This is a genomic window from Bacillus sp. MAG717A, from assembly GCF_036884855.1.
In the GTDB taxonomy this organism is placed as follows: domain Bacteria; phylum Bacillota; class Bacilli; order Bacillales; family Bacillaceae; genus Bacillus; species Bacillus safensis.
This window is the reverse complement of the sequence record NZ_CP145733.1, coordinates 2,140,079-2,155,371: the sequence shown is the minus strand read 5'-3', so window position 1 is coordinate 2,155,371 and position 15,293 is coordinate 2,140,079. Positions and strand designations below refer to the sequence as shown.

Below are 15,293 nucleotides of genomic sequence, written 5' to 3'. Positions count from 1 at the left end.
ATCATAAAACCGCTTTCATTTTCTTCATGTAATTTTATTCGGATGCTGGAGCTGCTTCGCCCGGTCAAATTGGAAATACTGTCTGGCATTTTCATAGCTGATTCCTTTCACGATTCCCTCTAACAGATCAAGATCATATGGAGCTTCCCCTTTTTCTACCCAATCTCCGATGATATCGCAAAGCAGTCTTCGAAAATATTCATGCCTTGTATACGACAAAAAGCTTCGTGAATCTGTCAGCATCCCAATGAAACGGCTGATCAGACCAATACTGGATAGAGCCATCATCTGCTCTGTCATCCCTTGTTTCGTATCATTAAACCACCAAGCTGTACCATGCTGGATCTTCCCAGGTGCCGTCCCGTCTTGAAAGCTTCCAGCCAATGTGGAAATCACAACATTATCCCTAGGATTCAAGGAATATAGAATGGTTTTTGGCAGTGCCTGTTCTTGTTCTAAACGATCCAATATTCGGCAAAGCGGCTTGGCAATGTCTTCATCATTCATCGCATCATACCCTGTATCTGGCCCAAGCCGCTCAAACATTTTCGTATTGTTGTTCCTAAGCGCATTGATATGAAGCTGCATCGCCCAGCCCCGCTCATAGTAAGCCTGACCTAGCTTAATGAATGTTTGAGTTTTAAATTTGATCTTCTCTTTTTCCGTCAATGAATGCCCAGACATTCTTTTACGAAAGATGGCTTCCACTTCTTCTTCCGTCGTTTCTTCAAACGTCATTTCGTTAATGGCATGATCTGAGATCAGGCAGCCCTGTTCATGGAAAAAATCAATTCTTGCACGGAGTGCTGTTAAAAAGTCTTGATAGGATTGGATTGGAGTAGATGAAACCTCTGCCAGTTCATGAACATACGCTGTAAATAGGTGATTCGTTATATCAAGAGCCTTATCAGGCCGAAATCCGGGCAGCACTTGCACAGTGAATCCTTCTTCCCGCAGTTTTTGATGATAGCAAAGCGAATCGACTGGATCATCTGTAGTCACGACTGTTTCAACGTTCGATTTCACAATGAAGTCTCTTGCACCAAAACCCTCTCCTTGCAGCTTTTCATTTACTTTTTGCCAGATGATGTGTGCGTTTTTTTCGTTTAAAAGTTCCTCAACTCCAAAATATCGTTTCAATTCTAAATGAGTCCAGTGATAGAGCGGGTTTCCAAGGGTCATGGGAACAGTCTTCGTCCACGCCAGAAATTTCTCATAGTCTGAGGCATCCCCTGTGACGTGTGATTCTGGTATTCCGTTTGCTCTCATGGCACGCCATTTGTAATGATCTCCGTAAAGCCATGCTTCGGTGATATTATGGAAGGTTTTATTTTCATAGATTTCTTTGGGGCTTAAATGACAATGGTAATCTATAATTGGAAGGTCCTTAGCAAACTCATGGTATAGCTTTTCAGCCGTTTGGCTGTTGAGTAAAAACTGATCATCTAAAAAGGCTTTCATCAAACTCCCCCATCTCTCTTATAAATAAAAATGATTTGTTCACGTTAACAATTTTATTGTAATCGTTTACAAAATTGATTTCAATCCTAAAACAGGAAAAAACGATCTCCTTTAGAAAAGAAAATCGTTTTTTGGCTATTTTACAGGTGATGATTTTTTTAGGATAATCGCAATAGTTGTTCCAGTGCCTAGTTCACTTTCAACTTGAATATCACCGTCATGCAGCAAGACTAGCTCTTTTGCTATGGCAAGCCCGAGACCAGTTCCGTTCGTTGGATCATTTGTATTTGTCCCTCTGTAGTAGCGGTTAAATAGGTGATCCACCGTTTCCTGTGCCATTCCGCGGCCATTGTCTTTCATTTCGATCCGAACTTCTTCATCTGTTTCAGATAAAACAGCTGTAATATGAGTGCCTTTTTCGTTATGCTTCACTGCATTCGCCAGCAGGTTCTCAATCACTCGTCTGAACCAGGCTTTATCGATCTCAAATATGACACCATCTGTTTGATCTTCAAAGGAGGATGGATAATCCTCAGATGAGGAGCTTCTTGAGAACTCGTCCATAATGGAAGCTAAAAATTCACTGAGTTCAACCGGTTTCCGATTAATAGGCAGGGCACCATTCTTCAATCGGTACGTGAGGTTTAAATCCTCAATCAATGTCGACATGTATTCTGATTTCTCACGAATCACCTGTCCCATTTCCATGACTTCTTCCTTGGACCATTGATATTGATCGGACTCAAGCATGAGTCCATAGCCGTAAATCGTACTTAAAGGCGTTTTCAAATCATGAGACAATCCTGCAATCCATTCTTCTCTTGTGGTTTGAATTTTTCTTCGGTTTGCTTCATTCTCTTTTAACGTATGTGTGAGCTGATCCATTGTTTTTAGGATATCCTCAAATAAACGGTATTCCCGCTTAATACGGCCTTTTTTATTTTTACTGACTGGAATTCCCTTTCTATTTGTTGGTTCCTGCAATTTATTTTTTGATAAGAAAATCAGCCAGCGAATAATGTGATAAATTGGCAGCCCATAGCGATACGAATACCATAATGTCATGACAATGATAATAGTGAGCGCAAGACCTGCAATTAAGATGGTTGTATATTGATTTAAAGCGTCTGTCTCCTTATCGTAAAGCTCGTCTGGGCTGTATACTTTATTTGGAACCGAAACGATAATATAGAGGTTTTTATTCACCTTCATATAAGTGAGGTCACTTCTAAACTCCCAAGGCTTCGATTGATACTTAAGCAATTCAATATCTGTAACGTTATGCTTCAAACTTGTGTTGGTCCGAATGCCTTTTAAATATTTTCCTTCTTCATTGAACAGATGAACCGATCCGTTCATTCTCTTCAAGAATTCTTTCGTTTCAACCGAATATTGAGATAATGCAGCCAAATTTTTCTCGTGTTGCTTCAGATAATTGGCTACCTTTGTACTGTTCGTTTTGAACCCATATAACACAATAAAGCTTTCTTGATCAATCTCAATTGGCCAGAAGTACATCTTGTAATCTTTAAATTCTCTTTTTTCAAAGATCTTGATCATTTCATCCTTTTGATAGGATGTTGGAATGGATTTAGGGCGGTGATAGCTATAAACGTTTTTCTTTTTCGAATCAATCACTTGCAGCCAGCCGTCTCGTTTTTTCACTGCTTGCTTGAGCTGATCGTCGGCTTCCATTTTTCCATCCTCGTTAAAATAAAGCCAGCTCATGAGTGTATCTCCATCAGCTTTAGTTAAACCAGTTTCGGCCATGTTCTCGTAGTGTTTTGTTAAATATAAGTTCTCAGAGAACGTATTCCCCATCATCAGAATGGCAATCACAATAAACATTTGTCCGACAAAGTGAAAGAAAAGTTTTGATCGTAAATTCATAAATTATTGAAGGACCTTTGCAGGGTGTGGTATAAATTTATATCCCATACCACGGATCGTCACAATATATTCGGGCTGACTCGGATCTAATTCGATCTTTTCTCTCAGCTTTCGAATATGAACCATGACAGTGTTGTTATCACCATATGATGGGACGCCCCATACTTTCTCATAGATTTGATCTTTTGAAAGAACCACATTCGGATGATCACAAAAGTACTTCAGCAAAGAAAGAAGCTGAGCTGAGCATGCCGTCACCTCTCCTCTTACTTTCAATTCGGCTGCATGAGGATGATAGGAGAAATGGGCATAATGATATTGGCTTTGAGTGTCTTCTTGCTCCTCCTGTAAGGAGATATATGTTCGGTTTAGGTGAGCCTTAATTCTAGCCACTAGCTCAAGCGGGTTAAATGGCTTTGTGATGTAATCGTCTGCCCCCTGCGCAAAGCCCGTCAGTTTATCGACATCAGACGTTCTTGCAGTTAAATAGAAAATGGGTGCTTTCGTATATTTTCTCATTTCAGGAAGAACATCAAAGCCAGACTTACCAGGCATCATCACATCTAGAAGTAAAAGGTGGATGTCCTCGTTTTTGACAACATCTAATGCTTCATCTGCATGGTAGGCTTTATATATATGCTTGAATCCTTCTTTTTTTAGTACGCGTTCAACCATTTTTACAATTGCTTCTTCGTCATCTGCAATCAATATTTTTGCTGTTTCCACGCATCTCTTTCCTTTCTAGCTATGATCTCTAACCGTATATTACCATTGTCTAAAGTAAAAAAGTACCTCTTTTCTGCATAAAAGCGAAAAAATATGCACTAGAGAAAATAGCAGCACTAGGAAGTTTCAAACACGCAAAAAAACCCGGCAGCAGCACCGAGTTCCTTTACATCTATTATCCATTTACAGCTTCTAGCTTTCGTTCATGATTCATTAAATCATATGTTAAACAAATCGGCTTGTTCGTTCTAGGATCAAGCACAATTTCTGCATCAATATGGAATACCTGACTGAGTACCTCTTTGGTCATGACCTCATGAGGCGTACCGTCTTTTATGACTTTCCCTTGATTGAGGGCAATCATGTAATGTGAAAAACGCGCCGCATGATTTAAATCATGGATGACCATCAACACAGTTCGGCCCTGCTCTCTATTTAAGCGTTCTAACAGCTGAAGAATCTCGAGCTGATGTGCAAGATCCAAATACGTCGTAGGTTCATCCAATAGGAGCAGCTCTGTTTCCTGGGCAAGTGCCATCGCAATCCATACACGCTGACGCTGCCCGCCGGAAAGTGCTTCAATTGGCCGATCATGAAAAGCGATCATTCCCGTTTCCTCAAGTGCCCATCTGATGATTCGTTTATCTTCATTTGATAAGCGGCCAAACCCATTTTGATGCGGGAAACGTCCATATGACACAAGCTCATACACTGTCAGTCCACTAGGTGCTTCAGGCGTTTGCGGTAAGATCGCCATTTGTTTTGAAATTTCTTTTGTCGGCGTATCATGGATAGCCTGGCCATTTAAATAAACAGCTCCTCGATTGGCCTTCATAATACGAGACATCGTTTTTAAAATGGTTGATTTCCCGCAGCCATTCGGTCCAATCAGTGTTGTCACCTTGCCTTTTGGGATACTGACATTCAAATCTTCTACAATCAAACGGTCTTGATAACCGATACAAAGCTTTTCTGTTTCGAGCGATTTCATATGTTGTCTCTCCTTCCTCATTAGTTCGATTTCATCAATAAGTAAATGAAGTAAGGTGCGCCTAAAGCAGAAACGACAAGGCCAACTGGCACTTCTGATGGTGCAAGTATGACGCGGCCAAGTGTATCTGCCAGTAATAATAACAGCGCGCCAATCAACGCGGAGGCCGGTATCATTCCTTGGTGCTTTGGCCCAACAAGCTTTCTAGCCAAGTGCGGTGCGGCTAATCCTAGGAAAGAGATACTTCCTGCAACAGCAACACTCGCACCTGCTAATGCAACGGCAATCAGCATGAACAAACTTCTTTCTTTATGAACTGAAATGCCCAATCCATAGGATAGCTGATCACCCAAATTCATGATATTTAAATAGCGTGATCTGACAATCGCGAATATAAGGAAAATCACCATCCATGGCAAAACAGACAGAACATACGTCCAGCTCGAGCCATAAATACTTCCAGATAACCACACGATGGCTTGGTTAAAATCATTTGGGCTCATTTTCAATTGGATGACCACAATCGCTGCTGAAAACGCAGCATTCACACCAATACCAGTTAAAATCAATCGAACGGGTGTGATGCCTTTTTTCCACGCTAACACATAGATGAGAAATGCAGCAAAACCTGCACCTACGAACGCGAAAAGCGGCAGTACAAAAATCGTAAAATCGCCTAAATTCGCCATCGTGCCTTGAAATGCAAAGATAAATAGCACAACGGCAAAGCCAGCGCCGGCATTGACACCGAGAATACCTGGGTCAGCTAAACCATTTTGAGAAACACCTTGCCAAATCGCTCCTGATACAGCGATAGAAGCACCGACAAGTAAAGCGATGACCATTCTTGGAAGTCGGAATTCGAATAATACGAGCTCATCCATCTCACTTCCGAATCCAAAAAGTGTTTTCAATGTATCCATCGGAGAGATCCGAATTTCTCCGGTATTTAAACTAATAAGGAACACAGCTACGATCGCGAAAAAGATCATGAGCATCGTTCGTTGATATTTCTTTTTCTTTGCTTGCTGCACCATTTCCATTTAGATTCCGCTCCTTTCACGTCTAGCTAAATATAAGAAGAAAGGAACGCCTATAATCGCCGTAATGGCACCGACTGGCGTTTCAAACGGAGCGTTGACCAGCCTCGCAGCAATGTCTGCATAAATTAACAAAGTGGCCCCTAAAATAGCGGAGCATGGGATAATCCAACGATAGTCCACTCCAACTAAGAATCGAGTGACATGAGGGATCACAAGCCCGATAAAACCAATAGAGCCTGCTACCGACACGGCAGCACCCGTTAAAAGAATAACAACTAATACGCCAAGCACCTTGACCGTTTTTGTATACTGTCCAAGTCCTTTCGCCAATTCTTCACCTAAGCTCAAAACCGTGATCGAACGGGCAAGGATCATTGCAATGATTAGTCCTGCAATGGCAACTGGAATGATGATACGAATGTTGCTCCAATTCACACCTGCCACCCCGCCAGCATACCAAAAGCTCATATCTTGAGCGACATCAAAACGGATGGCAATGGCTGAGGAGATGGAGCTCAAAAGTGCTCCAACCGCCGTACCAGCTAGTGCCAGCTTTACCGGGGTCAGTCCCCCTTTTGACATAGTACCGACACCAAATACAATAGAGGCACCGAGTGCGGCTCCAACAAATGACCAAAGAATTAATGTGATAGAAGATTGGCCAGGGAAAAATGCTAATGCAATGGCAATCGCAAATGCGGAGCCATTTGTCACACCCATAATCTCAGGTGACGCCAGCGCATTTCTTGTCATTCCTTGCATAATGGCACCTGATACGGCTAAAAAGGCACCGACGAGCGCGGCTCCAACTGTGCGCGGCAGCCTCAATTCCCGAATGATTTGATGTGAAGTTTGTTGTGGATCAAAATGAAAAACGGCCTCCCATACAGTCTGTAGATGAATGTTTGCTGCTCCTAATGATACTGATAAAAACAGACCAAATGCTAAAGCGATCATTCCTATGATGATAACAGCTGCTGTTCCAAAAGGTTTCGTGACAATATCGATCGTATCGTCGCTGGTTGGCAGCTGTTTATTCGATTGTGAGCCCAAAACCAGTCTCTTCCTTTCCGTTCATGTTTATTCTCTATTAGTGATAATGATTATCAATCTCGAAGTCTAGTATATCACTTTCTTTTCTTTTTGAAATCATTGTTCTGATAAATTTCTTTATTTTCACAAAAAAATTGTGAGAATTTCACCATTTTTCTTTAGGTCTAAATTAGCCGATGCATTTTGGTTCCTATCATGTTACGATAAAAATGAAATTGAGAATCATTATCAATGAAAAATGAATAGGAGAGAATCTTTGTGAAAAAACGAACTGGATTTTTTTTGATTTCTTTATCGATCCTTATGCTTTTTACAGCCGCTTGCGGCAGCACTTCAAATAAACAATCTGCAGCGAAAAAAAATGACATGATGACATATCAGGATGTCAAAGGTGAAGTGGAGCTTTCGAAAAATCCAAAACGCATTGTGCTTCTTGCAGAAAGCTACTACGGGGACCTCGTCACACTCGGCAAGACGCCGATTGCTACAACTGCTCCCATCTTTAAAAACCCTTTTTATAAAGGAAAAACAGATGGAGTCGAAAATCTTGGAAGGACCCCATCTGTCGAAAAGGTAGCCGCTTTGAAGCCAGATATGATTATTGCTTGGGGAGAAGATGAGAAATTTGATCAATACAAAAAAATCGCCCCAACTGTAGCGGTAAAATACAACCAATACTCTTTCAAAGACCAACTAAAAGAATTCGGTAAAATGACTGGTACACCGAAAAAAGCAACAGAATGGATCACAAAATGGGATACCAAAATTGCTGAGGTGAAACCAAAGGTAAACAAAGCTGTCGGCAGCAAAACAGTCTCGATCGTATCACCATTTGATAAAGGCATTTATATCTTCGGAAACACCTTTGCCCGCGGGGGCGAAATCATTTATGACGAACTGAAATTAAAAGCACCGAAGGCGGTCAAAAAAGAAGCGATCGACAGCGGTGTCGGCTATGCGAATATTTCTCTTGAGAAGCTGCCAGAATTCGCAGGCGACTATATTTTCACAGGTCCATGGAGCGGCTCAAAAAGTAAAGGTGACCAAGTGTATCAAAGCAGCATTTGGACATCACTTCCTGCCGTCAAAAATAAACATGTATTCGAAATAGATCCAGTTGGTTTCTTCTTTAATGACCCAGTGTCACTAGAAGGTCAGCTAGAGTTTATTGTGGACCGATTGACATCTGCCTCATAAAAAAACGTTTCTCCAGAAATGGAGAAACGTCCAGATTATTGACAAAGGGATATTCCTTTGTCTTCTTTCAGCGTGATAGAAAACCTTTGCAGCCCTAGGAAGGACGAGTACCGGAGCGCAGACCTGACACCGAATGCGAGGGTTTGTCTACACGCTGAACGTTTTTCCAGAAATGGAGAAACGTCTTTCTTATACCGTTTCTTTGGCAAATCCTTTTGCCATGAATGGATAAAGCAAAATACCTACTAAGAATAGACCGATTCCAAGACCAAAGGTTTTCAAGTCGGCTGTACCTGAAATAATGACCCAAGCTGAATACCCCATCGCAACAAGTGCAATGATGCCGTCTCTCGTTCGATTTCCTTTTTGAAGCTCATACGTGTCACCTTGCATAATGACCTTAAAGCTGTAGATTGAAGACACAATATACGGAATAAGATACGCAAGTGTCGCTGATGTAGTTAAAAAGGTAAAAGCTTCATTAATCGTACGTGACATTACAGAGAAGATAAACAACTGTGACATAATATTTGTAACAGTCAAAGCGAAAGCAGGGCTTCCTTTTTTGTTTGTTTTTGCAAATACTGCTGGAAAATCACCAGCCTTGGCTGCTTGATACGGTACTTCTGAACCGAGTAAAATCCAGCCAAGCATCGAACCAAATAAACAAATAATCGCCAGCAGTGCCATGACAATTCCGCCAGCTGGCCCAATAATAAGCTGAAGCACGTCCACGAACGGTTTGTCAGAGCCTTGCAATTGATCGTGCGGCAGAACGCCCATCGTAATCAACGTGATAATCATGTAGATCGAAAGTGCGATTAAAAGACCTGTAATCGTCGCACGTTTCACATCACGCTGTGAGGATGCTCTTCCTGATAAAATGACAGCTGATTCAATTCCAATAAATGCCCATAGTGTGGAAATGGCCGCATGATGAATTTGGCCTCCAAGTCCGAGCACTCCTTCGCTGCCTGTTTCAACCGGGAAGTAGTAATGTTCAAATAATGCCGTTTGAAATGCAAATAATCCCGCAACAATAAAAAGGACGAATCCAAGCACCTTTGAAAAGGTCGTAATAAAATTCAATTTACTTGCAGCACTTAAGCTTGTAATTAAAATGGTATGTGTTCCCCATAGAAGAAGGGTACATACGATAAACGTCATGAGCTGACCAAGCGTGACCGCTTCTTTTCCAAAGGTAAAAACTTCAGTCTTCACTGTGAGAATAGGGAAAAAAGTCGTTAAATAACCAGCAAGACTTGTAATAATTGCGACATTACTAATCCAGCTTGCCACCCAATATCCCCAAACCATTGTAAATCCAGCCGCTTTCCCTTTTTTCGGATCTTTAAAAAGCGCCCTTGCATAACTTTGTGGTCCAGCCGTCAGCTGCGGCTTATGAATGGACAAATGCCCAAATACAAGCGCAATCATCAGCACACCGCCGCCTGTGACAAGCCATGCCATCGTCACACCTAAAGGACTTGCGTGCTGGGCAAGCGTACTTGGCAGCATAAAGATGCCTGAACCTACCATATTTCCGACGACAAAAGCCGTCAATAACCAAAAACCCCATTTTTTTGTCTGTTCCATTTCCGTACCTCCGTTTTATTCACTTTGGACCAGACCCGGCAGTATCTTCATTGATATATTTGTGAAGCAATGACTTGCATTCTTTATGTTCATAATGGATTACTTTTTAACAGCATACCCTTATTTTTGTGACTCAGAACATAAAAAAAAGCCTGAACAAAAGTCCATGCTTTTCAAAACATACACCTTGATCTCCGGATAGCCCTCCACGCTTCAAAGACGTGGCAGTCCTGCATTTATTCAATGCAGACCCAGCATAAAGAAAGTTGGAGCTCTCTCTACACTTCGGCGCTGATGCCTTTTTTCTCATGATCTACGATTCCATCTCTCCTATGAGTGACTCATCATCCGCGCAACCTCTACCTCACTGAGACATAGCGTGAGGATTTCTATTCATTTTTACTACACGAAGGTTATCAAACATTCTCACATCTGTCAAAGGGAAAAACATAGAAAAAAGGCAGAGAATCCTTTCTCTGCCCTTTACCTGCTTATTGTTGGTTGTTTTTCTTCTTTTGTACAGCTTCTTGAAGCGGATCGCCTGCTAGCTCTTTACTTGCTTCCTCTAACAGCTGATCTACCTGCTGATGGTCTTTCTCACTTTTCGCTTTTTTATCCTTTTGGAAAAATGACATCGCTGTTTCCTCCCTTTTCATATAATGCGGTTGCCTGTTTAATTTGTGCTACAGCGATCAGCATTATACAAGGGAAGAGGCTCAATCATCATGAAAGGTCTGTCTCATTTTTTGCAAGTACGTCAGAAAGGATTTTAAATCATCCTTTGTGAAGTCTGACATCATATGCTGAATCACCTTTCCGAAAAGACGTGTATGCTTTTCATAAATAGCCACCCCTTTTTCCGTGACTTCTAAACGGACAAGTGATGAATCGTCCTTGTCCCGTTCTCTTTGAATATAACCCTGCTCACATAATTTATTGAGTGCAATAGAGGCTGCACCAGGGTTTAAAGAGAGTCTTTGCTTCAGCTCTTCGGCATATGATACTTTGCCTTGTATCAAAATAGAAAGAGCATATATCTGTGGGGGCGTGATGTCTTTCTCTAACTCAAGTAACTTGCGGTTTAATTTACGGCTGACTTCATAATGTACAAGAACAATTTCTTTTAAAATGTCTGCATTACCCATCCGAATCGCATCCTTATCGTTAGTATCAACATGACTTCCTCCTTATTATAGAATGTTTTTCCATTCAGCCAACCTTTTTGGTCTCTTTTTCTTTAGAAATAAGCCTTGCTGAATGAATCCACCCTTGATATAGTGAGTACTTGAACTAAAGATAGAACAGGAGTACGCATCATGACAGGAAAAACACACATCATGGGCGGAATAGCCGCCTCCACAGCCGTTGCCTACTATTATGGATTCGACCCAGTGACGATGGCTGCTGCTGGATCAGCAGGTGCTCTGATCCCTGATCTTTGCCATACAAAAAGTAAAATCGGCAGAAGATTCCCGCTGCTCTCGACAATGATCAGCAGTGTGTTCGGTCATCGCACATTTACACACAGTTTATTATTTTTGCTGATCATTTATTTTCTAGCAACAACATACATTCCAAATGACAGCCTAAGTATCGGTTTACTAGTCGGGATGGCAAGCCATCTCATCTTGGATGCAGGGACAGTGAACGGGATTAAATTTTTATTTCCAGCTTCCATTAAAGTGCGTCTTCCCTTCTATGTCAAAACAGGCAGCACAGGAGAACAAGTCGTACTAGCTGCTCTCACCGTCGTTACCTGCTATTACATCGCTGTCATCTGCGGCATATCTATCCCATTCTAATGAATCAAAAAGAGTTTTCCGAAAAACACAGGATATGAATTGATCATTCCTCATTTTTTTAGTAGGTTTAAGATAAGTGTTTTTGCCTTGCAGCTGAATACAGAATGGTGAGGAGCTACATAAATGAAAGCGTTCTTCAAAAATCACTGGTTTTTAGTGTACTCCATCCTCTTCATGTGGATGAAAACATATATCATTTATCAATTCGGATTTCACATACGAACGGCCAATCTGTTTCATGAATGGCTGCTTTTGATCAATCCACTTAGCTTTTTGCTCCCTTTGTTTGGGATTGCTCTTTTTTTAAATGGAACGAAGCAAAAGGTTTTTTTATTGACCGCAAATTTGATTTTGACCGCGATACTCATTTCAAATACGATCTTTTATGGATTTTATATTGATTTCATTACGATTCCTGTATTATTTCAAGCGAAAAACATGGGAGATATGGGCAGCAGTATGACAGAATTATTTCACCCGCTGTTTTTGCTGATGCTCATTGACTTCGTGGTGCTGGCGTGGCTGTTAAAACGCAAACCTTTAGCGCCAAAAGCCTCCTTCAAGACGATCAAAATATATTATGCTGTGTGCTGCAGCTTTCTATTGTTTCATGTCAGTTCAGCCATGATGGATCACCCTCGCTTTCTGACAAGCTCTTATGATCGAGAAGTGATTGTACGAAACCTTGGGCTGTTCCAGTTCCACCTGTATGACGGCGCTGCCCAAACAGCGCGTATTGGACAAAAAGCCTTCGCAGACGAAGATACGCTTTCTACCGTAGCAAACTACACAAAAGCTGATTACAGTGCACCAAACGAAGAGTACTTTGGACTTGCTAAAGGCAAGAACGTTGTGTTCATTTCACTCGAATCAACACAGCAATTTGTCGTTGATCAAAAGGTGAATGGACAATACATCACTCCCTTTTTAAATCAACTCGCTAAAAAGAGTTTTTATTTTGATGAATTTTATCAGCAGACTGAGCAAGGAAAGACGTCAGATTCAGAGTTTATTGTCGCAAATTCCCTCTACCCATCTAGCAGCGGCGCTGTCTTTTTCACAGCGAGTGACAACGAATATGACACGTTATACAAGCAGTTGAAAAAAGAGAACTATCAATCCGTCCAATTTCATGCGAATAATAAAACGTTTTGGAATCGAGATGTGATGTATGAATCACTTGGGATTGACCGTTTTTATGATGTCGATTCGTATCAGGTCAATGAACAGAATTCAACTGGTTGGGGCTTAAAAGATATCGACTTCTTTGACCAATCCATTGATTATTTAAAAAAGTTGAAGGCGCCTTATTACAGCACGTTTATTACCTTGACCAATCACTTTCCATTTGAAATCGATCCAAGGGATCAATTGATTGATGAATATGATTCGTCCAGCGCCATTTTAAACCGCTATGTGACGACCGTTCGCTATCAGGATGAAGCCATTAAGAATTTTTTTGAACGTATGAAAGAAGAAGGATTGTATGACAATACAATGTTTGTCCTCATGGGGGATCACTATGGTATCTCCGAAGCACATCATCAGGCAATGGCAGAGCTGCTCAAAAAAGACGAGATTACACCGTTTGATGCTGTGAAATTGCAGCGGGTGCCCTTTTTAATTTACATTCCGGGGGTCACAGATCAAGCACCGCAGACAATTTCTGAAACAGCTGGGCAAATCGACGTGAAACCGACACTCCTGCACTTACTCGGTATTGAAACGAAGGATGCCATTCAATTTGGCAATGACTTATTTTCAAACGAACGGACGCCTTTTGCTGTTTTGAGAAACGGGAACTTTATTACAGATGATTATCTCTATACAAAGAACACCTGCTATGATCAAAAAACAAAAGAACCTGTTGAACAGGATGAGGTGTGTCAGCCTTATATCGAAAAAGCCAATAAAGAACTTTCCTTATCAGACAAAGTGATCAATGGGAATTTGCTGCGTTTTTATCAGCATTAAAAAGTCGCCATCTGGCGGCTTTTTCTTTTCTCTTTTTACTGAAAGCCTATGAATGGTCAAATAAGTTTGCTTATAATAAAGGATACATATGATATTGAATAATAAGAGGTGTGAACATGAAGTATGCGTTCTTCGCCTTCATCGCCATCTGCTTGCTCCTGAGTGGGTGTCAAACAGAGATGAAGTCATCGGATACAAGCAAAAAAACAGAGCTTGTGATTTCAGCTGCGGCAAGTCTTCAGGATGCACTAAAAGAAATTGAATCTGCCTTTAATGATGAGCATCCGAATGTGACATTAACAAATAACTTCGGGTCATCCGGCGCATTGAAGCAGCAAATTGCGCAAGGGGCAAAAGTAGATCTCTTTTTCTCAGCAGCTGAAGCACCCTTTGATGAGCTTGTACAATCTGGAGACATCGATCAACATTTTATCAAGGATGCCATCCAAAATGAGCTTGTACTCATTGTGCCAAAAAATCACTCTTCCTCTATTAAAAGCTTTCAAGACGCCCAGCACATAAAAGGGAAGATTGCTCTTGGCACACCTGAATCCGTCCCTGCTGGTACATACGGCAAAGAGATTTTCATAAAGCTGAACATCTGGGATCAAGTGAAAAAGAATGCTGTGTACGGCAAGGATGTGCGGCAGGTTTTAAGCTACGTAGAAACAGGAAATGTGGAAGCAGGTGTTGTGTATAAGACAGACGCCCTCGTTACCAAAAAAGTAAAGATTGCAGCTGAAGCCAATCAGGACATGCACTCCCCGATCATTTACCCAGTAGGAATCGTCAAAGGGACAGAACATGTAGAGGAAGCCAAGTCCTTTTTTCAATTTCTTCAATCAGAAACAGCCAAATCAATTTTTAAGAAGTACGGCTTTCAAGTGACATAATGCCCATGCTGACTGAAGAATTCGTATCTCCCATTTGGCTGTCCGTGCAAGTTGCCGTTGTAAGCGGGCTGCTGGCAACTGTTTTTGGTACATTGATTGGCTATTGGATGGCGCGAACATCATTTAAAGGGAAAATGATCGTAGAAACGCTCTTGATGATGCCGCTTGTCCTCCCGCCAACGGTTGTAGGGTTTTTATTGCTCGTCATATTCGGAAGGCATAGCTTGATCGGGGGCGCGATTGAATGGATCTTTCACCAGCCAGTCATTTTCACATGGTGGGCTGCAGTTATTGCATCGACGGTTGTTGCATTCCCGCTTATGTATCAATCAGCAAAGGCTGGATTTTCTACGATTGAGTCAGACATTGAAGGGGCTGCAAAAGTAGATGGTGCACATTCATTCCAAGTCTTTGCCTATATTACAGTACCACTTGCCCTGCCTTCCCTCTTATCAGGCAGCATCCTCAGCTTTGCCAGAGCCCTTGGAGAATTTGGGGCGACCTTAATGTTTGCCGGCAACATCCCAGGAAAAACGCAAACACTCCCAACCGCTATCTATGTGGCGATTGATTCTGGACGAATGGAGCTTGCTTGGGCTTGGACGATTTGTATTGTGATCCTATCTTTTATCATGCTATTGGCTGTGCGCCGAAGCAGTACATAAAA

General features: G+C 41.6%; 14 protein-coding genes and 1 riboswitch. Of the genes, 5 read left to right on the top strand and 9 right to left on the bottom strand.

Annotated features, from left to right (window positions below):
* Window positions 1-24: 24 nt before the first annotated feature.
* The 6 genes from uxaC to V6Z54_RS10905 all read right to left on the bottom strand — a co-directional run bounded on the left by uxaC (window position 25) and on the right by V6Z54_RS10905 (window position 7,164).
* On the bottom strand, window positions 25-1,461 hold the full coding sequence (uxaC, locus tag V6Z54_RS10930; RefSeq protein ID WP_073979025.1) for a glucuronate isomerase: 1,437 nt from the start codon (window positions 1,459-1,461) through the stop codon (window positions 25-27).
* A gap of 135 nt (window positions 1,462-1,596) precedes the next feature.
* Window positions 1,597-3,351: a HAMP domain-containing sensor histidine kinase gene (locus V6Z54_RS10925; protein WP_041088289.1), complete on the bottom strand. Its 1,755-nt coding sequence runs from the start codon at window positions 3,349-3,351 to the stop codon at window positions 1,597-1,599.
* A 3-nt stretch (window positions 3,352-3,354) separates the two neighbouring features.
* Window positions 3,355-4,077 carry a response regulator transcription factor gene (locus V6Z54_RS10920; protein ID WP_041088288.1) on the bottom strand — a complete coding sequence of 241 codons (723 nt, stop codon included), beginning with the start codon at window positions 4,075-4,077 and terminating at the stop codon, window positions 3,355-3,357.
* Between the two features lie 175 nt (window positions 4,078-4,252).
* Window positions 4,253-5,068 carry an ABC transporter ATP-binding protein gene (locus V6Z54_RS10915; RefSeq protein WP_073979024.1) on the bottom strand — a complete coding sequence of 272 codons (816 nt, stop codon included), beginning with the start codon at window positions 5,066-5,068 and terminating at the stop codon, window positions 4,253-4,255.
* Between the two features lie 20 nt (window positions 5,069-5,088).
* Window positions 5,089-6,111: an iron ABC transporter permease gene (locus tag V6Z54_RS10910; RefSeq protein WP_064498048.1), complete on the bottom strand. Its 1,023-nt coding sequence runs from the start codon at window positions 6,109-6,111 to the stop codon at window positions 5,089-5,091.
* Window positions 6,112-7,164: an iron ABC transporter permease gene (locus V6Z54_RS10905; protein WP_073979023.1), complete on the bottom strand. Its 1,053-nt coding sequence runs from the start codon at window positions 7,162-7,164 to the stop codon at window positions 6,112-6,114.
* Between the two features lie 258 nt (window positions 7,165-7,422).
* On the opposite strand from V6Z54_RS10905, the gene V6Z54_RS10900 reads away from it, so the two are divergent.
* Entirely contained in the window at window positions 7,423-8,361 is a 939-nt protein-coding gene (locus tag V6Z54_RS10900) for an iron-hydroxamate ABC transporter substrate-binding protein (protein ID WP_305960625.1), read from the top strand.
* 189 nt (window positions 8,362-8,550) lie between these two features.
* Here the strand turns inward: V6Z54_RS10900 and V6Z54_RS10895 are convergent, their stop codons facing one another.
* The 3 genes from V6Z54_RS10895 to V6Z54_RS10885 form a co-directional block, all read right to left on the bottom strand.
* Window positions 8,551-9,957 carry an amino acid permease gene (locus V6Z54_RS10895; protein WP_073979021.1) on the bottom strand — a complete coding sequence of 469 codons (1,407 nt, stop codon included), beginning with the start codon at window positions 9,955-9,957 and terminating at the stop codon, window positions 8,551-8,553.
* Between the two features lie 191 nt (window positions 9,958-10,148).
* Window positions 10,149-10,327, bottom strand: a riboswitch (Lysine riboswitch).
* 121 nt (window positions 10,328-10,448) lie between these two features.
* Window positions 10,449-10,592 carry a small acid-soluble spore protein SspJ gene (gene sspJ, locus V6Z54_RS10890; protein WP_034280900.1) on the bottom strand — a complete coding sequence of 48 codons (144 nt, stop codon included), beginning with the start codon at window positions 10,590-10,592 and terminating at the stop codon, window positions 10,449-10,451.
* Window positions 10,593-10,673: 81 nt separating this feature from the next.
* Window positions 10,674-11,102, bottom strand: a complete 429-nt coding sequence (locus V6Z54_RS10885) for a MarR family winged helix-turn-helix transcriptional regulator (RefSeq protein ID WP_338527315.1) — start codon at window positions 11,100-11,102, stop codon at window positions 10,674-10,676.
* 171 nt (window positions 11,103-11,273) lie between these two features.
* On the opposite strand from V6Z54_RS10885, the gene V6Z54_RS10880 reads away from it, so the two are divergent.
* The 4 genes from V6Z54_RS10880 (at window position 11,274) to modB (ending at window position 15,291) form a co-directional block, all read left to right on the top strand.
* Entirely contained in the window at window positions 11,274-11,759 is a 486-nt protein-coding gene (locus V6Z54_RS10880; protein WP_041088275.1) for a metal-dependent hydrolase, read from the top strand.
* A 123-nt stretch (window positions 11,760-11,882) separates the two neighbouring features.
* On the top strand, window positions 11,883-13,733 hold the full coding sequence (locus tag V6Z54_RS10875) for an LTA synthase family protein (protein WP_041088273.1): 1,851 nt from the start codon (window positions 11,883-11,885) through the stop codon (window positions 13,731-13,733).
* A 116-nt stretch (window positions 13,734-13,849) separates the two neighbouring features.
* The gene (gene modA, locus V6Z54_RS10870) at window positions 13,850-14,626 is read left to right on the top strand and encodes a molybdate ABC transporter substrate-binding protein (RefSeq protein WP_338527314.1); all 777 of its coding nucleotides are present in this window, start codon (window positions 13,850-13,852) and stop codon (window positions 14,624-14,626) included.
* The gene (gene modB / locus V6Z54_RS10865; RefSeq protein ID WP_073979016.1) at window positions 14,626-15,291 is read left to right on the top strand and encodes a molybdate ABC transporter permease subunit; all 666 of its coding nucleotides are present in this window, start codon (window positions 14,626-14,628) and stop codon (window positions 15,289-15,291) included. Before modA ends, modB begins: the two co-directional genes overlap by 1 nt.
* Window positions 15,292-15,293 lie beyond the last annotated feature (2 nt).

Excerpts from the sequence above, each read along its gene's own strand:
- V6Z54_RS10880 (WP_041088275.1), top strand. The coding sequence starts at position 11,274 with ATGACAGGAAAAACACACATCATGGGCGGAATAGCCGCCTCCACAGCC.
- V6Z54_RS10875 (WP_041088273.1), top strand. The coding sequence starts at position 11,883 with ATGAAAGCGTTCTTCAAAAATCACTGGTTTTTAGTGTACTCCATCCTC.
- sspJ (WP_034280900.1), bottom strand. The coding sequence starts at position 10,592 with ATGTCATTTTTCCAAAAGGATAAAAAAGCGAAAAGTGAGAAAGACCAT.
- uxaC (WP_073979025.1), bottom strand. The coding sequence starts at position 1,461 with ATGAAAGCCTTTTTAGATGATCAGTTTTTACTCAACAGCCAAACGGCT.
- V6Z54_RS10915 (WP_073979024.1), bottom strand. The coding sequence starts at position 5,068 with ATGAAATCGCTCGAAACAGAAAAGCTTTGTATCGGTTATCAAGACCGT.
- V6Z54_RS10895 (WP_073979021.1), bottom strand. The coding sequence starts at position 9,957 with ATGGAACAGACAAAAAAATGGGGTTTTTGGTTATTGACGGCTTTTGTC.
- modB (WP_073979016.1), top strand. The coding sequence starts at position 14,626 with ATGCCCATGCTGACTGAAGAATTCGTATCTCCCATTTGGCTGTCCGTG.
- V6Z54_RS10910 (WP_064498048.1), bottom strand. The coding sequence starts at position 6,111 with ATGGAAATGGTGCAGCAAGCAAAGAAAAAGAAATATCAACGAACGATG.
- modA (WP_338527314.1), top strand. The coding sequence starts at position 13,850 with ATGAAGTATGCGTTCTTCGCCTTCATCGCCATCTGCTTGCTCCTGAGT.
- V6Z54_RS10885 (WP_338527315.1), bottom strand. The coding sequence starts at position 11,102 with ATGGGTAATGCAGACATTTTAAAAGAAATTGTTCTTGTACATTATGAA.
- V6Z54_RS10925 (WP_041088289.1), bottom strand. The coding sequence starts at position 3,351 with ATGAATTTACGATCAAAACTTTTCTTTCACTTTGTCGGACAAATGTTT.